This is a genomic window from Streptosporangium sp. NPDC048047 (assembly GCF_040653115.1).
Taxonomy (GTDB): domain Bacteria; phylum Actinomycetota; class Actinomycetes; order Streptosporangiales; family Streptosporangiaceae; genus Streptosporangium.
In genome coordinates, this window is sequence record NZ_JBEZNH010000036.1 from 36,107 (window position 1) to 54,665 (window position 18,559).

The 18,559-nt window shown below is 70.9% G+C and carries 13 protein-coding genes and 1 tRNA gene; 9 read left to right on the forward strand and 5 right to left on the reverse strand.

Features of this window, described 5'->3' with window-relative positions; all coding sequences use genetic code 11:
• Nucleotides 1-103 precede the first annotated feature (103 nt).
• Nucleotides 104-1,108, forward strand: a complete 1,005-nt coding sequence (locus tag AB0D67_RS26440; RefSeq protein ID WP_362941238.1) for an ArsA-related P-loop ATPase — start codon at nucleotides 104-106, stop codon at nucleotides 1,106-1,108.
• Nucleotides 1,105-2,253, forward strand: coding sequence for an ArsA family ATPase (locus AB0D67_RS26445; protein ID WP_362941241.1), 1,149 nt, complete (start codon nucleotides 1,105-1,107; stop codon nucleotides 2,251-2,253). Before AB0D67_RS26440 ends, AB0D67_RS26445 begins: the two co-directional genes overlap by 4 nt.
• A 183-nt stretch (nucleotides 2,254-2,436) precedes the next feature.
• Here AB0D67_RS26445 and AB0D67_RS26450 read toward each other — a convergent pair whose 3' ends face one another.
• Entirely contained in the window at nucleotides 2,437-2,733 is a 297-nt protein-coding gene (locus AB0D67_RS26450) for a WhiB family transcriptional regulator (RefSeq protein WP_179820724.1), read from the reverse strand.
• 317 nt (nucleotides 2,734-3,050) lie between these two features.
• On the opposite strand from AB0D67_RS26450, the gene AB0D67_RS26455 reads away from it, so the two are divergent.
• The gene (locus tag AB0D67_RS26455; protein WP_362941244.1) at nucleotides 3,051-5,315 is read left to right on the forward strand and encodes a transglycosylase domain-containing protein; all 2,265 of its coding nucleotides are present in this window, start codon (nucleotides 3,051-3,053) and stop codon (nucleotides 5,313-5,315) included.
• A 101-nt stretch (nucleotides 5,316-5,416) separates the two neighbouring features.
• Here the strand turns inward: AB0D67_RS26455 and AB0D67_RS26460 are convergent, their stop codons facing one another.
• Nucleotides 5,417-5,872, reverse strand: coding sequence for a GatB/YqeY domain-containing protein (locus AB0D67_RS26460; RefSeq protein ID WP_362941247.1), 456 nt, complete (start codon nucleotides 5,870-5,872; stop codon nucleotides 5,417-5,419).
• A gap of 80 nt (nucleotides 5,873-5,952) precedes the next feature.
• Between AB0D67_RS26460 and AB0D67_RS26465 the strand changes: the two genes are divergently transcribed.
• Nucleotides 5,953-6,876: a metallophosphoesterase gene (locus AB0D67_RS26465; protein ID WP_362941250.1), complete on the forward strand. Its 924-nt coding sequence runs from the start codon at nucleotides 5,953-5,955 to the stop codon at nucleotides 6,874-6,876.
• Between the two features lie 33 nt (nucleotides 6,877-6,909).
• A tRNA-Pro gene (locus AB0D67_RS26470) sits at nucleotides 6,910-6,983 on the forward strand.
• 181 nt (nucleotides 6,984-7,164) lie between these two features.
• On the opposite strand, the gene AB0D67_RS26475 is transcribed toward AB0D67_RS26470, so the two are convergent.
• On the reverse strand, nucleotides 7,165-8,154 hold the full coding sequence (locus AB0D67_RS26475) for a LacI family DNA-binding transcriptional regulator (RefSeq protein ID WP_362941253.1): 990 nt from the start codon (nucleotides 8,152-8,154) through the stop codon (nucleotides 7,165-7,167).
• Between the two features lie 355 nt (nucleotides 8,155-8,509).
• Here AB0D67_RS26475 and AB0D67_RS26480 point away from each other — a divergent pair, with 355 nt between their 5' ends.
• The 4 genes from AB0D67_RS26480 to AB0D67_RS26495 all read left to right on the forward strand — a co-directional run bounded on the left by AB0D67_RS26480 (nucleotide 8,510) and on the right by AB0D67_RS26495 (nucleotide 13,928).
• Nucleotides 8,510-9,418 carry a sugar ABC transporter permease gene (locus tag AB0D67_RS26480; RefSeq protein WP_362941256.1) on the forward strand — a complete coding sequence of 303 codons (909 nt, stop codon included), beginning with the start codon at nucleotides 8,510-8,512 and terminating at the stop codon, nucleotides 9,416-9,418.
• Nucleotides 9,419-9,421: 3 nt separating this feature from the next.
• The gene (locus AB0D67_RS26485; protein ID WP_362941260.1) at nucleotides 9,422-10,360 is read left to right on the forward strand and encodes a carbohydrate ABC transporter permease; all 939 of its coding nucleotides are present in this window, start codon (nucleotides 9,422-9,424) and stop codon (nucleotides 10,358-10,360) included.
• 59 nt (nucleotides 10,361-10,419) lie between these two features.
• A complete protein-coding gene (locus AB0D67_RS26490; protein ID WP_362941263.1) occupies nucleotides 10,420-11,772 on the forward strand; it encodes a sugar ABC transporter substrate-binding protein in 1,353 nt (450 codons plus the stop codon).
• A gap of 110 nt (nucleotides 11,773-11,882) precedes the next feature.
• A complete protein-coding gene (locus AB0D67_RS26495; protein WP_362941266.1) occupies nucleotides 11,883-13,928 on the forward strand; it encodes a beta-galactosidase in 2,046 nt (681 codons plus the stop codon).
• A 63-nt stretch (nucleotides 13,929-13,991) separates the two neighbouring features.
• Here AB0D67_RS26495 and AB0D67_RS26500 read toward each other — a convergent pair whose 3' ends face one another.
• Nucleotides 13,992-15,821, reverse strand: coding sequence for an alpha-L-fucosidase (locus tag AB0D67_RS26500; RefSeq protein WP_362941269.1), 1,830 nt, complete (start codon nucleotides 15,819-15,821; stop codon nucleotides 13,992-13,994).
• A 68-nt stretch (nucleotides 15,822-15,889) separates the two neighbouring features.
• Nucleotides 15,890-18,442 carry an RICIN domain-containing protein gene (locus AB0D67_RS26505; RefSeq protein ID WP_362941272.1) on the reverse strand — a complete coding sequence of 851 codons (2,553 nt, stop codon included), beginning with the start codon at nucleotides 18,440-18,442 and terminating at the stop codon, nucleotides 15,890-15,892.
• Nucleotides 18,443-18,559: the final 117 nt, after the last annotated feature.

An 18,559-nucleotide genomic window follows, 5' to 3' on the forward strand; every position in this document is an offset into this window, starting at 1 on the left:
CGGCCGGCCGCGCGCCGCGGAAGTGAGCGGGATCACCGTGATGGGTCCCGGAGCAGGACGGTCCGGGCGAATCGTGAGGTGACGGTTGGGTAGCCTTCGAGACGTGAGAGCTCGCGACACCGACTGGGACGGCGTACGCCTCCACGTCGTCACCGGGAAGGGCGGCACCGGCAAGACCACGGTGGCCGCCGCGCTCGCCCTTGCCCTCGCCGCGGGCGGACGCAAGGTCCTGCTGATCGAGGTCGAGGGCCGGCAGGGCATCGCGCAGGTCTTCGACCTGCCGCCGCTGCCGTACGAGGAGCGGCGGGTCGCCGTCGCGCCGGGGGGCGGGGACGTCCACGCCCTGGCCGTCGATCCCGAAGAGGCCATGCTCGACTACCTCGAGATGTTCTACGGCATGCGCCGGGCGGGCAAGGCCCTGACCAAGATGGGCATCGTCGACTTCGCCACCACCGTCGCCCCCGGCTTCCGCGACGTCCTGGTGACCGGCAAGACCACCGAGGCGGTCCGCCGCAAGAACAAGGACGGCAGGCGCGTCTACGACGCGGTCGTGCTCGACGCGCCCCCGACCGGGCGGATCACCCGCTTCCTCAACGTCACCAACGAGGTGGCGGGCCTGGCCAGGGTCGGCCCCATCAAGAACCACGCCGACCTGGTGAACGGCGTGGTGGCCTCCCCGGAGACCGCCGTGCACTTCGTCACGCTCCTGGAGGAGATGCCGGTCCAGGAGACCCTCGACGGGCTCGCCGAGCTGACCGCCGCCGGTCTCCCGCCCGGCGGGATCTTCACGAACATGGTCAGGGAGTCGCTGCTCCCCGCCTCCGTGCTGGACGCCGCGGCCGGCGGCCGGTTCGACCCGGCCGAGCTGGCGCTCGGTCTCAAGGCCGCGGGGCTCGCCGACGGCACCTCCGACGCCGCCGCGGTGGCCGAGGCGCTCGCCGAGGAGATCGTCGAGCACGCCCACCGCACCGGGCTGGAGCAGCGGGAGCGGGAGTCGCTCAACGCGTCCGGCCGCCCCCGCTACGAGCTGCCGTTGCTGGCCGACGGGGTCGACCTCGCCGGGCTGTACGAGCTGGCCGAATCGATCCGCAACCAGGGAGCAGCATGAGCGAGCGACCCGGCGGGCACCGGGACGTCCCGGTCCTCGACCTCGACGCGATCGTCGACGACCCGGACACCCGGATCATCGTCTGCTGCGGCTCCGGCGGCGTCGGCAAGACCACCACCGCGGCCGCGCTGGGGCTGCGCGCGGCCGAACGCGGCCGGGCGGCCGTCGTGCTCACCGTCGATCCGGCGCGGCGGCTCGCGCAGTCGATGGGCCTCACCGAGCTGGACAACGTCCCGCGGCCGGTCGAGGACGTGGCGGGCGACGGCACGCTGCACGCCATGATGCTCGACATGAAGCGGACCTTCGACGAGATCATCGAAGCCCACGCCGACCCGGAGCGGGCCCGGCAGATCCTGACGAACCCCTTCTACCAGTCGCTGTCGTCCAGCTTCTCCGGCACCCAGGAGTACATGGCGATGGAGAAGCTCGGCCAGCTGCGCCGGTCGGGTGAGTGGGATCTCATCATCGTGGACACCCCGCCGTCGCGGTCCGCGCTCGACTTCCTGGACGCGCCGGAACGGCTCGGCCGCTTCCTGGACGGCCGGCTGATCCGCGTGCTGACCGCCCCCGCCAAGGCGGGCGGGCGGAGCGCGTTCAAGCTGTTCAACGCGGGCTTCGGTCTGATCGCCGGGGCCATGACCAAGCTGCTGGGCGCGCAGGTGCTCAAGGACCTGCAGACGTTCGTCTCCGCGCTCGACGCCGTCTTCGGCGGCTTCCGGGCGCGCGCCGAGCAGACGTATCAGCTGCTGCAGGCCCCCGGGACCGCGTTCGTCGTCGTGGCCGCGCCCGAGCGCGACGCGATGCGTGAGGCGTCGTACTTCGTGGAACGGCTCGCCGAGGAGCGGATGCCCCTGGCGGGCGTCGTGATCAACCGGGTGCACCGCTCGCCCGCTGAGGGCCTGTCGGCCGCGCGCAGCGCCGCCGCCGCCGAGGAACTGGAGTCGCGGGGCGGGCACGACCTGGCCGCCGCCGTGCTCCGGCTGCACGCCGGCCGGATGCAGCTCGCCGCCCGCGAGCACCGCGAGCGCGAGCACTTCGTCACCGCCCACCCGACGGTGCCCGTCGCGGAGGTGCCGGCCATGTGGGAGGACGTGCACGATCTGGAGGGCCTCCGCCAGATCGGCAAGCTCCTGGCCGCCCAGTAGCGCACGGATCCCGGCCGCGGTGGCGCCCCGGTCCCGGCCGCCCGGTAGCGCCCCGGCCAGTGCCCCGGAGCCTTCAGGCCGGCGGGCTCCCGGCCGTCCGGTGACGCCTCGGGGCCTCCCCCGGAACACGCGGATACGGCCGGCGCCGAGGCGCCGGCCGTACATACGTGATCGGAACGGACGTCAGCCGGCGATCAGCTCGTTCGTCCGTTCGTACTCCTCCTTGGCCATCTCCAGCAGATCGCGCCAGGAGTCGACGTCAGGTCGCCGGCGCAGCAACGCGCGGCGCTCGCGCTCGGTCATCCCGCCCCACACCCCGAACTCGATGCGGTTGTCCAGTGCATCTGCGAGGCACTCGGTACGGACCGGGCATCCCCGGCAGATCAGCTTCGCCCGGTTCTGGGCAGCGCCCTGAACGAACAACGCGTCAGGATCCGCACCCTTACAGGCCGCACGGGAGGTCCAATCCGTGATCCACATTCGACCCCACTCCCCTTAGGTGGTCAGTCGTGACTTGGGGCCGACGGGCGCGGGCGTCGGGCCTCCGTATTCAGTTGCCGCAGAAAGAGAACGTACGCAATCAGACGTTCGAGCCGACAGACCCCGGCGGGACCAATTTCCCGCATGGTCATCAGCGGCCACGTGGCCGGGAATGACTAGTCACCTGACTCGGCGCGTGGCCGTCGCCTGACTCGATACATGACCGGGTCAAGTCTGATTGGCGATCCGTTACCGTTTGGGACATCCGTCCGACGTACTCTTGACGTGTGCAAGCTCAGGGCAAAGATCATGTAACGGTGATAGGCGCGGTCGGAAAGGTTCTGCGGCTGGTCGCCGCGGGCGCCGCCGCGGGTCTTCTGGCGGCCGGCGTCGCGTTCCCGGCGGTCGGGGGCGCGGGACTCGGCGTGAACTCCGTCACAGAGGAGCTGCACCTACGCCCTGAGGCGCTCAAGGAACCCCCGCTGCCGGAGAAGACCGTCCTGCTGGCCGCCGACGGCAAGCCGTTCGCGCAGTTCTACTACGAGAACCGCGAGTCGGTGAAGCTCGACGAGATCGCCGACGTCATGAAGACCGCGATCATCTCGATCGAGGACTTCCGGTTCTACGAGCACGGCGCCATCGACATCGAGGGCACCATGCGCGCGGCGGTGCGGAACGCGGGCGGCAGCTCCACGCAGGGCGGCTCCTCGATCACCCAGCAGTACGTCAAGCAGGTGCTCTTCAACAGCGCCGAGACCCCCGAGGAGAAGCAGGCCGCGATCGCGCCGACCATCTCCCGGAAACTCAACGAGCTGCGCTACGCCCTGGCGGTCGAGGAGAAGTACACCAAGTCGGAGATCCTGGAGAAATATCTCAACATCTCCTACTTCGGCGCCGGCGCCCACGGCATCCAGGCGGCGGCCAAGCGGTTCTTCGGCAAGCCGGCGTCCAAGCTGGAACTGTGGCAGGCCGCCACGCTGGCCGGCGCCGTACAGGACCCCAACGGCACCGACCCGGCCCGGCACCAGGGCGAGTCCTCCAAGCCCTGGAAGGCCCGCCAGCAGAAGCTGCTGGAGCGGCGCAACACCGTCCTGAACCGCATGTACGAGCTCGGCAAGATCACCAAGCAGGAGGCCGACGAGGCCAAGGCCAAGAAGCTCGGGTTCAAGGACGTCTCGGCCCCGGGCGGCTGCGAGACCAGCAAGTACCCCTACTTCTGCGTCTACGTGCGCGAGGAGATCCGCCACAACAAGCTGTTCGGCAAGTCCCCCGAGGCGCGCGAGAAGCTGCTCCAGCGCGGCGGCCTGACGATCAAGACGACGCTCGACCCGCAGGCGCAGAAGTCCTCGGAGAAGGCCATCAAGCAGATGGTCCACGCGAGCGACAAGCCGGTCGCCGCGCAGGCGATGGTCGTCCCCGGCACCGGCGCCATCAGGGCGATGGCCACCAGCCGGAAGTTCGGCAACAGCAAGAAGAAGAACGAGAGCAGCATCAACTTCGCCGCCGACGCCCAGCACGGCGGCGGCATCGGCTTCCAGGCGGGCTCGACGTTCAAGGCCTTCACCCTGCTCACCGCGCTCGACCAGGGGATGAAGCTCAACGACGGCAACACCACCGGCAAGTCCTACAACGCCCCCAGCCACGGCGCGTTCCGCGACTGCAAGGGCAACGCGGTCGGCGAGCCCACTCATGACGTCTTCAACTCCAGCGAGGGCGGCGGCGGCTTCAAGTCGCTGACCACCGGCACGCTGGGCTCGGTGAACACCTTCTTCATGAAGCTGGAGGAGAAGGTCGGCCTCTGCAACGTCGTCAAGACGGCCAAGAAGCTCGGCATCGAGCGGTCCGACGGCGGCCCGCTGCGCGAGGTCGAGACCTTCACCCTCGGCGTCAACGAGATGGACCCGGTGACGGTCTCCGCCGCCTATGCGACCATCGCGGCCCGCGGCACCTACTGCGAGCCGATGGCCATCACCGAGATCCGTGACCGCTACGGCAAGGCCACTCCGTACAAGCCGAAGTGCGAGGAGGTCCTCGACGAGGAGGTCGCCGACGCGGCCACCCACATCATGTCCGGGGTGTTCACCAAGGGCACGATGAGCGAGATCGGCGGCATCGGCCGGCCGGCGGCGGGCAAGACCGGCACCACCGACGCCTACACCGCCGCCTGGTTCGCCGGGTTCACCCCCGACCTCGCCTCCGCGGTCAGCCTCGGCGACCCGCGCGGCGCCTTCACCCACGACCTGACGGGCGTGACGATCGGCGGCACCCCCTACGGCTACGTCTACGGCGCCACCATCTCCGGGAAGATCTGGAAGCTGTCCATGCCCGGCGCGCTGAAGGGCGTCGACCCGACCCCGTTCCACTCGGTCAACATGAACCGCTTCGGCGGCTGCTCCGGCAACTGCGCGCCCAAGCCGCCGCCGAAGAAGCCGGGTGACGTCGGCGGCGACTTCGGCGACGACGGCGGCGGCGACAACACGGTCGTCAACGACGGCGGCACCTTCGGGCCCGGCTTCGGCCGGGGCAACGGACGGGGCCGGGGCCGGGGCAACGGCGGCGTCGTCAACGAGGGCACCCGCTAGGAACCCGTGGACGCCCCGTCGGTCCTTCCAGGGACCGGCGGCCGGACCGCCGGAGCCCTCCCCGCATCGCGGGAGGGCTCCCGGTGTTCTCCGGAGCGGACTCAGGCGCTCAGGCGGGTCCGCACGATCTGCGCCACCCGGCCGCCCTCGGCCCGCCCCGCGACCTTGGGGTTCAGGACCTTCATGACCTGGCCCATCTCCCTGGGCCCGGAGGCGCCGGTCTCGGCGATGGCCTCGTCCACCAGCCCGGCGATCTCGTCGTCGGAGAGCTGGGCGGGGAGATACTCCTCCAGCACCGCCTGCTCGTCCAGCTCGGCCTGCGCCTGCTCGGCGCGGCCCGCGCCGCTGAACGCCTCCGCCGCCTCCCGGCGCTTCTTGGCCTCCTTGGTCAGCACCTTGACGATCTCGTCGTCTGAGAGCTCGCGCGCCGTCTTGCCGGCCACCTCCTCGACGTTCACGGCCGCCAGGGCCATGCGGATGGTCCGGGTGCGGACCTCGTCGCGGCCCTTCATCGCGGCCGTGAGGTCGGCCTTCAGCTTGTCCTTCAATGTGCTCATGCGGTCCATCTTGCCGTCTCACCGGTCCCGGTGTATCCAGGGTTTCTCCCAGGACGCCGGGTGTCGGGCATGATGAGGGTGTGAGGAAAGCAGCCGCGGTGCCCCTGTCCCTGCTCGGCGTCGGCCTTACCGGCCTCGCCTACGCCTCGGTCGTCGAGCGCAACGCGTTCCGCCTACGGCGGTTCGACGTGCCCGTGCTGCCGCCCGGCCGGCGTCCGGTGCGGATCCTGCACCTGTCCGACCTGCACCTCACCCCGCGCAGGCGAATGCTGATCAACTGGGTCCGCTCGCTGGGCGAGCTCCAGCCCGACCTGGTGGTCAACACCGGCGACTCCATCGCCCACCCCGACGCCGTCGGCCCGCTGATGGAGGCCCTGGAGCCGCTGCTGACCCGTCCGGGCCTGTTCGTCTACGGCTCCAACGACATGTACGCGCCGCGCCCCAAGAACCCGGCCCGCTACCTGTGGCGCACCTCCAAGGGCGACCACGTCCAGAAGATCCCCTCGCTTCCCTGGGAGGAGCTGGGCGCGGCCATGTCCGCCGAGGGCTGGCTGGACATGAACAACACCACCGCCCGCCTCAAGGTCGGCGACCTCGACGTGGCCGTGGGCGGCATCCACGACTCCCATATCAACCGCGACCGTTACGACCTGATCGCCGGGCCCGCGCCCGAGGAGGCGGACCTCCGGCTGGGCGTGATGCACTCCCCCGAGCCGCGCAACATGACCCGCTTCGCCGCTGACGGCTACCAGCTGCTGCTGGCCGGCCACACCCACGGCGGCCAGCTCTGCGTCCCGTTCTACGGCGCGCTGGTCACCAACTGCGGCATCGACCGCGCCCGGGTCAAGGGCCTGAGCCGTCACGACTCGGCGTTCCTCCACGTCTCGGCCGGCCTGGGCACCAGCCCCTACGCTCCGGCGCGGTTCGCCTGCTTCCCCGAGGCGAGTCTGCTGACCCTGGTACCGCGACGCCGGAATGACGCAAGCACCCGCGAAGTCCGCTAGACTTTCTCAAGCACGAGCAAGCCCGTCGTGCGCCGGGGTGTAGCGCAGCTTGGTAGCGCGCTTCGTTCGGGACGAAGAGGTCGCAGGTTCAAATCCTGTCACCCCGACGTTTGGATTCCCGACACCAGGGGCCCGATCGCTGGAGACAGCGATCGGGCCCCTGGCCGTTTTCGCCGCGTCCCTGGGTCCCGCTCGGAGGTGAAGACGCTCCCGACCGGCCACCACCTGTGCCGGGTCGCGTCCGTCCTCCGGCCCGGACGTCTCTGACGCGGTGGAGACGCCGGCCCTCTACCGGGCGGGCGGCGCCGTGCTGTCGCGGACGACCAGGCGGGTGGGGACGAGGTCGGTGCCCGGTGGGGCGACGCCTCCCTCATGGATCTGCCGCAGCACGCCCTGCACGCAACGGCGTCCGACCTCGGCGAAGTCCTGGTGGACGGTCGTCAGCGGGGGGACGAAGCAGGCGGCGTCGGGGATGTCGTCGAAACCGACCACGCTGATGTCGGCGGGGACCGCCCGTCCCCGCTCGTGGAAGGCGCGCAGCAGGCCGAGGGCCATCTGGTCGTTGGCGGCGAACACCGCGGTGCAGTCTGGGTCTCCGGCCAGCGCCAGCCCGGCGGCGTAGCCCGACCGGGCGGACCAGTCGCCGTTCAGCGGCGGGGGCACCGGCCGGCCGGCCTCCTCCAGGGTCAGGCGCCACGCCTGTTCGCGGCGCTGACCGGCGAAGGACGCCTTCGGGCCGGTGACGTGCCAGACCGTGCGGTGCCCCAGATCGAGCAGGTGCCGTACGGCGAGGCGGGCGCCTTCCGCCTGGTCCGCGTCGACGACGCTGTACCGGTCGCCGGCGTCGGAGTCCACGACGACGACGTGGACGCCCGGTGGCAGCGTCACCGTCCCGGCGTCGAGGAGGTGGACCTCGATGATGACGATGACGGCGTCGACGGCCAGTTCGCCCATCCGGGTGAAGGCTCCCAGCACGTTGTCCTGGGTGGGGACGTCGATGGGGATCAGGGTGATCGCGTATCCCTCGGCCGCGGCGTGGGTGGCGATCGCCTCCAGGGTGCGGCCGTTGCCGATCGAGGTCAGGTTGAACAGGATCACGCCGATCGTGTTGAACCGCCCGTACCGCAGGGCCCGGGCGGCGCTGTTGGGGCGGTAGCCCAGCTCACGCATCGCGGCGAGCACCTGCTCGCGGGTCGTGCCGACGACGCCGGGATGGCCGTTGGAGACCCTGGAGACCGTCTGGGAGGAGACGCCCGCGAGCCTGGCCACGTCCGCCATGGAGACCCGTTGTTTGCGTCGGCCGCCCGGAATGCCCGAGCCGCCCCGTTGCACGCCGCCGACCGGCGTCGGAGACTGCCGGGCCGGGCCGTCCGGATCCATCAGCGTGCCGCTCCTGCCTGCTCGCCTCCGTCGCGGGGGCCGCCGGCCGGGATCCGGCCGGACGTCGGACGTGGGCGAGCCCTTGACCTCATTTGGGACGGGTGCCATCATACCGCGACGGAAGTTTACGTAAACATAACCCTGGCGACTCGTCGCATCACTCTTCGTGCCATCCGCATCACCCTCCCACGCGGGTGATGTTTACGTAAACATCACCACGACCGGTGGGCACGCCGCCGAGAGGAGCGAGCCGGTGGGCACGGAAGGCCACTCGAACGTACGGAGGACCCGGGCCGCCGGACGCCGGTCGTGGATCGGCTGGCGGTTCGTCGGACCGTTCATGGCGGTGTTCGGGCTGGTCTTCCTGGCGCCGATCGCCTCCTCGATTCATCTGAGCCTGTTCCGCACCAGGCTGATCGGCGGGACGTCCTTCGTCGGCCTCGACAACTACGCGAAGGTCCTGCGGGACCCGCAGTTCTGGTCGGCGACCGGGCGGGTGGCGGCGTTCCTGGCCGTCCAGGTGCCGATCATGCTGTTCCTCGCGCTGCTGGTCGCGCTCGCGATCGACAGCGGCCGGCTGTACGGCTCGGCGTTCTTCCGGATCTCGGTGTTCCTCCCCTACGCGGTCCCCGCGGTCGTCGCCGCGCTCATGTGGGGCTTCATGTACGGGTCCCGGTTCGGCCTGATCGGGAACATCAACGAGGCGTTCGGGGTCTCGCTGCCCGACCCCCTGTCACCCGGCCTGATCCTCGCCTCCATCGGCAACATCGTGACCTGGGAGTTCGTGGGCTACAACATGCTGATCCTCTACTCGGCGCTGCGGGTGGTGAACCCGTCCCTGTACGAGGCCGCCGAGCTCGACGGGGCGGGCCAGCTGCGGATCGTCTGGGCGATCAAGCTGCCCGCCCTGCGCGGCGCGCTGCTGGTCGCCACGATCTTCTCGATCATCGGCAGCTTCCAGCTGTTCAACGAGCCGAGCATCCTCAGGTCGCTCGCGCCGAACTCCGTCACCACCTACTTCACACCGAACTACTACGCCTACTCGCTGTCCTTCGGGGGCCAGCGGTTCGACTACGCGGCGACGGTCGCCATCGTCATGGGGATCATCACGATGGTCGTCGCCTACCTGGTCCAGCTACGCGGCATGCGGAAGGCGGCCTGAGTCATGGCGACCACACCCCTCTCCCACCGGGCGCCCCGCCGCGGGACCGCCCCGAGCCGCGGCCCCCTGGTCGTCCGGCGGGCCGGGCGCCGCCGGCCGTCCCGCCGGCGCAGCGTGACGCTGACCGCGCTGACCGCGCTCATGCTCGTCTACACGCTGCTCCCCCTGGTGTGGCTGGCGATCAACGCGACCAAGACCCAGGAGGCGCTGCTGGACTCCTTCGGCCTGTGGTTCGGCGGTGACTTCGCCCTGTTCGACAACGTCGCCGCGACCTTCACCTACAACGACGGGATCTTCACCCGCTGGCTGCTCAACACCCTGCTGTACGTGGTGGCCGGGGCGGGCGGCGCGACCCTGCTCGCGACGCTCGCCGGCTACGGGCTGGCGAAGTTCGACTTCCCCGGCAAGAAGGCCGTCTTCGCCGCCGTGATCGGAGCGGTGGCGGTGCCGGGCACCGCGCTGGCCGTCCCCACGTTCCTGATGTTCGCCGACATGGGTCTGACCGACACCCCATGGGCGATCATCATCCCGTCGCTGGTCTCGCCGTTCGGCCTCTACCTGATGTGGACCTTCGCCGGTGACGCCGTGCCGAAGGAGATCCTGGAGTCGGCGCGCGTGGACGGCTCGGGCGAACTGCGCACCTTCCTCCGCATCAGCCTGCCGCTGCTGATGCCCGGCCTCGTCACGGTCCTGCTGTTCAACGTGGTCGCGACCTGGAACAACTACTTCCTGCCACTGATCATGCTGAAGGACCCCGGCTGGTACCCGCTCACCGTCGGCCTCAAGGAGTGGAACCAGCAGGCCCTCACGGCGGGCGGCCAGGCCGTGTTCAACCTCGTGATCACCGGTTCGCTGCTCACCATCGTCCCGCTGATCGCGGCGTTCCTGCTGCTCCAGCGCTACTGGCAGTCGGGGCTGGCCGCCGGAAGCGTGAAGGAGTGACCGCCGTCCGCGGCCCGACAGACATCTCTCCCGCCCGGAAACCCAGAAAGGCACCGACCATGGCGATGATCCGCCGTCACCCCCTCCTGCCTGCCGCGGCCCTGACCCTGTCGCTCCTCGCCGCCGCCTGCGGCTCCTCCATCGGCGACCGCCCACAGGGCGCCGCCGCCCCCTCCACCGCCGTCTCCGAAGCCGACCTCCGGAAGGCCCTCGACGCCGGCGGCTCGATCACCGTCTGGGCCTGGGAACCCACGCTCAAGAAGGTCGCCGCGGACTTCCAGGCCGAGCATCCCAAGGTCAAGGTCAACCTGGTCAACGCCGGCACCGGCAACGACCAGTACACCGCCCTGCAGAACGCGATCAAGGCCGGGTCCGGGGTGCCGGACGTCGCCCAGATCGAGTACTACGCCCTGCCGCAGTTCGCCCTCGCCCGGTCGGTCGCCGACCTGAGAGCCTTCGGCGCGGACAGGCTGGACGGCGCCTTCACCCCCGGTCCGTGGAACTCCGTCCACGTCGGCGACGGCGTCTACGGCCTGCCCATGGACTCCGGCCCGATGGCGCTGTTCTACAACAAGGAGGTCTTCGACAGGCACGACCTCAAGGTCCCGGCCACCTGGGAGGAGTTCGCCGCCGCCGCCGAGAAGCTGCACGGGGCGGACCCCGAGGCGTACATCACCAACGACAGCGGTGACGCGGGCTTCACCACCAGCATGATCTGGCAGGCGGGCGGCAGGCCGTACACGGTGAAGGGCACCGACGTCGGCGTCGACTTCACCGAACCGGCGACGCAGAGGTTCACCGCGACCTGGCAGAAGCTCATCGACGGCGGACTGCTGGCTCCGGTCACCAGCTGGAGCGACGCCTGGTACAAGGGCCTGGGCGACGGCACGATCGCCACCCTGGTCATCGGCGCCTGGATGCCCGCCAACCTCGAATCGGGCGTCAAGGCCGGGAACGGCAAGTGGCGGGTCGCGCCGATGCCGCAGTGGGAGGCCGGTGGCCGGGCCACCGCCGAGAACGGCGGCAGCTCCCTGGCGATCCCCGAGGCCGGAGCGAACAAGACGCTCGCCTACGCCTTCCTGGAGTACGCCGACGCGGGCGACGGCGTGCGGACCCGCGTCGACGGCGGCGCCTTCCCCGCCACCACCGCCCAGCTCCGGGACCCCGCGTTCCTGGACGAGGAGTTCCCCTACTTCGGCGGCCAGAAGGTCAACCGGGTGCTCGCCGAGTCCGCCTCGCAGGTCGTCCCGGGCTGGTCGTACCTGCCCTTCCAGGTGTACGCCAACAGCGTCTTCAACGACACCGTCGGCAAGGCGTACACCTCCTCGGCCACGCTGCGGGACGGTCTGAACGCCTGGCAGGACGCCTCCCTCAGGTACGGCGAGGAGCAGGGCTTCACCGTCCGGCGGTAGAGCCCCGCGCTCCCCGCCGTCCCGCGCTCCCCGCCGTCCGGGCGGGGAGCGCGGGACAGGGTTCACGTCACCATCACCGATTTCGGAAACATTCGGAAACAGGAGTCTTCGTGGAAGCTGACCACGGTCACCGGTGGCTGCGCTGGCCGTCGGACCCCGCACGAGCGCGGCTGGCGTTCGGCGCCGACTACAACCCCGAGCAGTGGCCCCGCGAGGTCTGGGACGAGGACATGCGCGCGATGCGGGCCGCCGGGGTGAACATCGTCTCCCTGGCGATCTTCTCCTGGGCACGGATCCAGCCGGACGAGGACGTCTGGGACTTCGGCTGGCTCGACGAGGTGATGGAGCTGCTCCACGCCAACGGCATCGCGGTCGACCTGGCCACGGCGACGGCCTCGCCGCCTCCCTGGCTGACGGCCGCGCACCCGGAGGTCCTGCCCGTCGACCGCGACGGCCACACGGTGTGGCCGGGGGCGCGGCAGCACTGGCGGCCGACCTCGCCGGTCTTCCGCGAACACGCGCTGCGCCTGGTCCGCGCCCTGGCGGAGCGGTACGGCACGCACCCCGCGCTGGCCGCGTGGCACGTCTCCAACGAGCTCGGCTGTCACAACGTCCACGACTTCTCCGACGACGCCGCGGCCGCCTTCCGCGAGTGGCTGCGCTCGAGGTACGGGAGCCTGGACGCGCTGAACCACGCCTGGACGACCTCGTTCTGGTCCCAGCACTACGGCGACTGGTCGCAGATCCTGCCGCCGCGCCTGGCGGCCTCCCACCCCAATCCCACCCAGCAGCTCGACTTCAAGCGGTTCTCCTCCGACGCGCTCAAGGAGTATCTGCGCGCGGAACGGGACATCCTGCGCGAGCTGACGCCGGGCATCCCCGTGACCACCAACTTCATGGTCATGGGCGAGAGCAGCGGCATGAACTACGCCGACTGGGCCGGCGAGGTCGACTTCGTCTCCAACGACCACTACCTGCTGACCGGCCCCCAGGCCCAGGACGAGCTGTCCTTCTCGGCGAACCTCACCGGCTCGCTGGCCGGCGGCCGGCCGTGGTACCTGATGGAGCACTCCACCAGCGCGGTCAACTGGCAGCCGGTCAACCTGGCCAAGAAGCCCGGCGGCATGGCCCGCGACTCCCTGACACACGTCGCCTACGGCGCCGACGCGGTCTGCTTCTTCCAGTGGCGGCAGTCGGCGGGCGGCGCCGAGAAGTACCACTCCGCGATGGTCCCTCACGCCGGCACCGACAGCGACGTGTTCAGGTCGGTCACCGACCTGGGCGCCACGCTGGCCGCCCTCGCCCCGGTCGCGGGCACCCGCCGCCGTCCCGCCCCGGTCGCGATCGTCCTCGACTGGGAGTCCTGGTGGGCGGCCGAGCTCGACTCCCATCCCACCTCCCGGCTGCGCTACCGGCAGGAGGCCCTCGACTGGTACTCGGCCCTCCTCGACGCGGGCGTGCGCGCCGACGTCGTCGGCCCCGCCGACGACCTCACCGGCCGCGCGCTGGTCGTGGCGCCGATCCTGCACGTCGTGCCCGCCGCCCTGGCCGGACGGCTGGAGGACCTCGTCGCCTCCGGCTACCACCTCGTCACCACCTACTTCTCCGGCATCGTCGACGAGAACGACCGCGTGTGGCCCGGCGCCTACCCCGGGGCCCTGCGCGACCTGCTCGGCATCCGCATCCAGGAGTTCGCCCCCCTGCCGGACGGCGAGGCCGTCGACCTCGACCTCGGCGTCTCCGGCACCCTGTGGACCGACCGGATCGACCTCACCGACCCGGCGACCGAGGTCCTGGCGACGTACGAGAACGGCGACCAGGCGGGCCGCCCCGCCGTCACGACGCGCCGGACCGGAGCGGGGTCGGCGTCCTACGTCTCCACCCGCCTCGGTCCCGGAGGTCTCGGCGTGCTCCTTCCCCTGTTGCTGGACGCCGCCGGGGTCTCCTCCGAGCTGCCACCCGAAGCCCGCGGCACGGTAGAGCTGGCCGTCCGTACCGACGGAACCGACGACTACTGGTTCCTGATCAACCGCACGGACCGGCAGGCCGACCTCTCCTCGATCTCCGGCGAGCCGCTCGGCGGCCCCTCCCTGGCCTCCGGCCCGATCCTCGCCCCGCGGCAGGTGCGCGTCCTCCGCCGTCCTCGTCTCCGGTGAGGGGACGCGGGCCCGCCGGAGGGTCAGGCGGGTGGACGCGGTGCCGCGCGGCGGTGGCCGCGGTCAGCCGACACGGACGAGCTGCCACGCCTGTTGCGGGCTTCCGTTGTCGGTCCACTGGATCGCGGTGGCGCCCTCGTCGGTCGTGTTGCCGTTGTCGAGGGCCTTGCCGCTCAGGGGGCAGACCAGCTTGAAGGCTCCGCCGCCGGCGTCGCTGATCGTCCAGCGTTGCTGGACGCCGCCGTTGTCGGTCCACTGCACGACCGGCGCGCCCTCATCGACGGTGTTGCCGTTGTCGAGGGCCTTGCCGCTCAGGTGGTTGACGAGCTTGTACCGTCCGGAGCCGGTGGCCGTGACCGTCCATCGCTGTTGCGGACCGCCGTGGTCCGTCCACTGCAGGGCGTAGGCGCCGTCGCCGGTGGTGTTGCCGTTGTCGAGGGCCTTGCCGCTGCGCCGGCTGATCAGCTTGTAGACGGCGCCGGAGAGGACGCCGCCGCTCGTCGCGGCCGCCGGCGTGCCGGCGACCTCGACGACGAGTGTCGAGACGAGGGCGTTCGGCGCCTGCGCGGGCACGGTGACGTCGATGTATCCGCCGCCGACGCTGTAGGGCAGGGAGGTCGCCGGGGCGTTGAGCGGGTAGATCCGGCTGACGGAGTTCTGCAGGGCGGGCACGCGCAGCCGGCCGTCGGCCGGCCAGTCGAACACGTGCACGTAGAGCTTCCCGGGCTTCTTGGTGAACCGGCCCCACCAGCACTCGAAGGGATAGGGGCTGGCGGTGGTGCCGTGGACGCCCTCGCCGTACACGCTCATCCAGCCGCCGATGCCCTGCAGCATCGCGGTCGACCCGGGGGTCACCGTGCCGTCGCCGGCCGGGCCGATGTTGAGCAGGTAGTTGCCGTCGCGGCTGACGACCGTGACGAGTTCCCGGACGAGGGTCCCGGTGGACCGGTAGGAGCCCTCCCTGCCGGCGTTGTAGCCCCAGGCGCCGTTGGCCGTCACGTTCGTCTCCCAGGGGCGGGTCAGGGGCGCGGCGGGGACCATCTCCTCGGGGCATTCGAAGTCGCCGAGCCCCAGGCCGCGCTTGACGCGTTCGTTGACGATGAGGCCGGGCTTGAGGGTGAGCAGCCAGTCGTAGAGCTCGCGGCCGTCGGCCTCGGTCCACCAGTCGTCGGGGGTGGGCGTGGCGGGGTTGGCGCACCAGTCGCCGTCGAACCACAGGATCGCCGGGTCATAGCGGGTGAGCAGCTCCCGTAGGTGCGCCTTCATGTCGCCGATGTAGGCGGCGCGGGCGGCGGGAGAGGACATCGTGGAGAAGACGGTGTCGCCGCGGCGGATGGTCTGCGACGGGTGGTTCCAGTCCAGGATGGAGTAGTACAGGCCGAACCTGATGCCCTGCCGGTCGCATTCGGCCTTGAGCGCGGCGAGCAGGTCGGGCCGGTAGCCGGCGTAGGCGGGCAGTGTGTAGCGCTTCGTGCCCGTCGTGTCGGTGAAGCCGCCCACGGAGGAGTCCCACATCGCGAAGCCCTCGTGGTGCTTGGCGGTGATGACCAGGTACTTCATCCCGGCGCTCCTGGCCAGGCCCACGATGGTCGCGGCGCTGAACGCGGTGGGCTGGAAGCGGGCCGAGGCCTGCGACTGGTAGTCGGCCTTGGACCAGTTCTCGTTGTTGAAGACCCATTCGCCGCGGCCCAGGTAGGAGTAGGAGCCGAAGTGGATGAACATGCCGAACCGCGCGGCGTACCACCAGGCCAGCCGGGACGGCACGGTGTAGGCGGCCGGCCGCGCCACCGGAGGGGACGCGCCGGCGGAGGCCGGCCGCGCCGCCAGGAGAGGCGCTCCGGCGGCGATCGTGGCGGCGGCCAGCAGCTGCCGCCGGGACAGGGACGGTGTCATGGGGGGTGTTCCTCTCGCGTGTCTCGCGGGGTGGGCGGTGTGCCCCGCGGGGCACACCGCCGGGGTGGTCAGGGAGTGCCCAGCGACCACAACTGGTTGGGATAGCCGTTGCAGGAGTACTGCGCGATGGCCGCCCCGTCGTTGCCCGCCGCCGAGGCCACGTCCAGGCACATGCCGGGGGCGTGGAGCGGGGTCAGTCTGTAGAACCCGTCCATGGCGGGGACGAACTTCCACTGCTGGTTCGGCCCGGTGCCGCACGTCCACTGGATCGCCTGGGCGCCGCTCGCCGTCGAGGCTCCGGCGACGTCCAGACACAGGGCGGGCGCGTGGGCGGGCCGCAGCCGGTAGGCGTCCCCGGTCTTCTCCAGGGTCCACTTCTGGTCGGCCGCCCCCGTGCAGGACCACTGGATGACGGCCGCCCCCGCCGTCTGGCTGCTGTCGCCGACGCCGGCGCACTTCCTGCTGTGCTTGGGGATCAGGGCCGCCGTGGTCACGGGGCGGTAGTGGCATCTCTTGGCGCCGGGGATCGGGTCGCCGAAGACCGCGTTGCCGCAGGCGACACCGCCGGCGAACACACCGCGCCTGTACACGCCGTTCGCGCCGTAGCGCACCTCGGCGGTGCCGGTGAAGGAACACTGCCCGCCTTCGGCCGCGCAGGACGTCCAGGCCGAGTTCTCGACGACGACGCGGTCGACGTTGCCCCAGGTCCCGCCGCCGGCCGCTCCGGCCTCGCCGAGGACCCGGACCCGCAGGGTGTGCCGGCCGGCTGTCAGGGCGGGACTGGTCCACAGGTTCGCGCCGTCCACCCGGACCGTGCGGTACAGGTTCAGCGTCGTCTCGGGGCCGCCGTCGATCGACACGGCCATCTTCCCGCTGGTCGGGGCGAGCGTGCCGAACAGGCTGATCCGGGTCCCGTGGAACGGGTAGGCGGCGGTGGCCCCGGCCGACTGCGACGAGTGCTCGTCCTGGTCCCACAGGCCGTACGCGCCGACCGCGCCGCCGCTGTAGCCGTTGTCCGACCAGTTGCCGGCGTAGGCGAACCCGCCCGCGGAGTCGTTCACGGCCTCCGCGGTCGTCCCGGCGGAGTTCGCGGTGACGTTGCTGATCACGTACGTGGTGACGGCGTTCGCGGGCACGGTGGCGTTGAGCGTGCCGCCGACCGCGACGGAGGGCAACTGCGCCAGGTTCTCGCTGCCGGAGGTGCGCCACACCTGCGCCGTGGCCCCCGCGGTGGTGAACCTGCTGAGGTCGAAGGCGATCGGCAACGCCTCGGCGGTGTCGTTGTAGGTGACCAGCACCAGCTTGTGCCCGGCCGGGTCGTACGCCGCGACGGTCTTGCCGTTGCCGGAGTCGATGACCAGATCGCCGGGGCGGATGAACTTGCTGTACTGGCCGAGCACGTGGAACTGCTTCTGGATGTCGTAGGTCTGGGCGGAGCCGTCCAGCGGCGCCTGGATCAGGCCCCAGAAGCCCGGGTCGTCGCCGCGGGAGCTGTCCTCGATGGCCTGCCAGTACTGCCAGGCGTTCGCCCCGACGTAGCTCAGGTCGTTGGTGACGCGGGTGGCGAGTTCGAGGGCGGCGTCCATCTCCGAGGTGATGTCGTATCCGCCCCAGCCGGCGGGCCCCCACTCCGACTGCCAGAAGCGCATGCCGCCGGCCTGGACGCGGTCCCGGACCGGCTCGGGGTCGGAGCCGGCGTAGCCGTGCGCGTTGATCTGGGCGAGCGCGGCGCGGGCGGCCGGGGAGAGCGCGTCGTACTCCGAGGCGACGAGCCAGTAGTTGTTGCTGTCGGTCGCGGAGACGCCCGTGTCCATCCCGCGGGAGTCGAGGGCGGATCGGAGCGCCAGGATGACGGAGCTCTGCTCGGACGCGGGCAGGAACGTCCCCTCCTGGTTGTTGCCCCAGCACCACCAGCCGTTGGACGGCTCGTTGAACGGCTCGACGGTCTTGAAACGGACCTTGGGGCTGGCCGCGCCGTTCACCCCGACGGTGGCGAACCGCTGGGCGACGGTCGCGAGGTAGGCGGCGAAGTCGTCCTGGTACTCGGGCCGCAGGTTGCTGTGCGAGCAGCCTTCCGGGGAGTTGTGGGAGTACCGTCCCGCGGGGTGCCCGCTGTAGGTCATCCACCAGGGCGGCGAGTTGGAGAACAGCTCGAAGCTGCCGACGCCGCGCTTGGCGGCCTCGGCCAGCACCCAGCGCTGGTTGGCGTCGACGTTCCAGTCGTAGGTGCCGTCCGCGCGGATCAGGCTGTCGATCCAGGCGCCGTTGCGCGGCGGCAGGTGCGGGTCGACGACCGGGTAGTCCACGCCGGGTTCGCTGGCGCCCAGGTTGTAGCGCGCGCTGCTGAGGTTGATGCCCTGGACGGTCTTGCCGTCGAGGGAGAAGGAGTCGGTGAACAGGTAGTTCATGAGCTGTGACCGCTGAGGCTCCTTCCACCCGCCGACGACGTCGGCCCACCAGGCCAGCGAGGTGCCGAAGCCCTGGAACTCGTCCACGGTGACGAGGCCGGGGTTGACGGGGGCGGTGACGGCCGTGGCCGCCTGCGCGGGTGCGGCTGCGAGGGGGGTGAACGACAGCGCGGTCGTCAGGGCTAAAAGGATCTTGGGGACGGATTTCGGCATGGCTGAAGGCATGCGTGTCTCCAGGGGGTGGGGGTACGCGGACGAGTCACGCGTGAACGGGGGGTGGGGAGCCGGTGAGGGCTCACGAGATGCGGGCGGTGTGACGGGCGCCTTTCG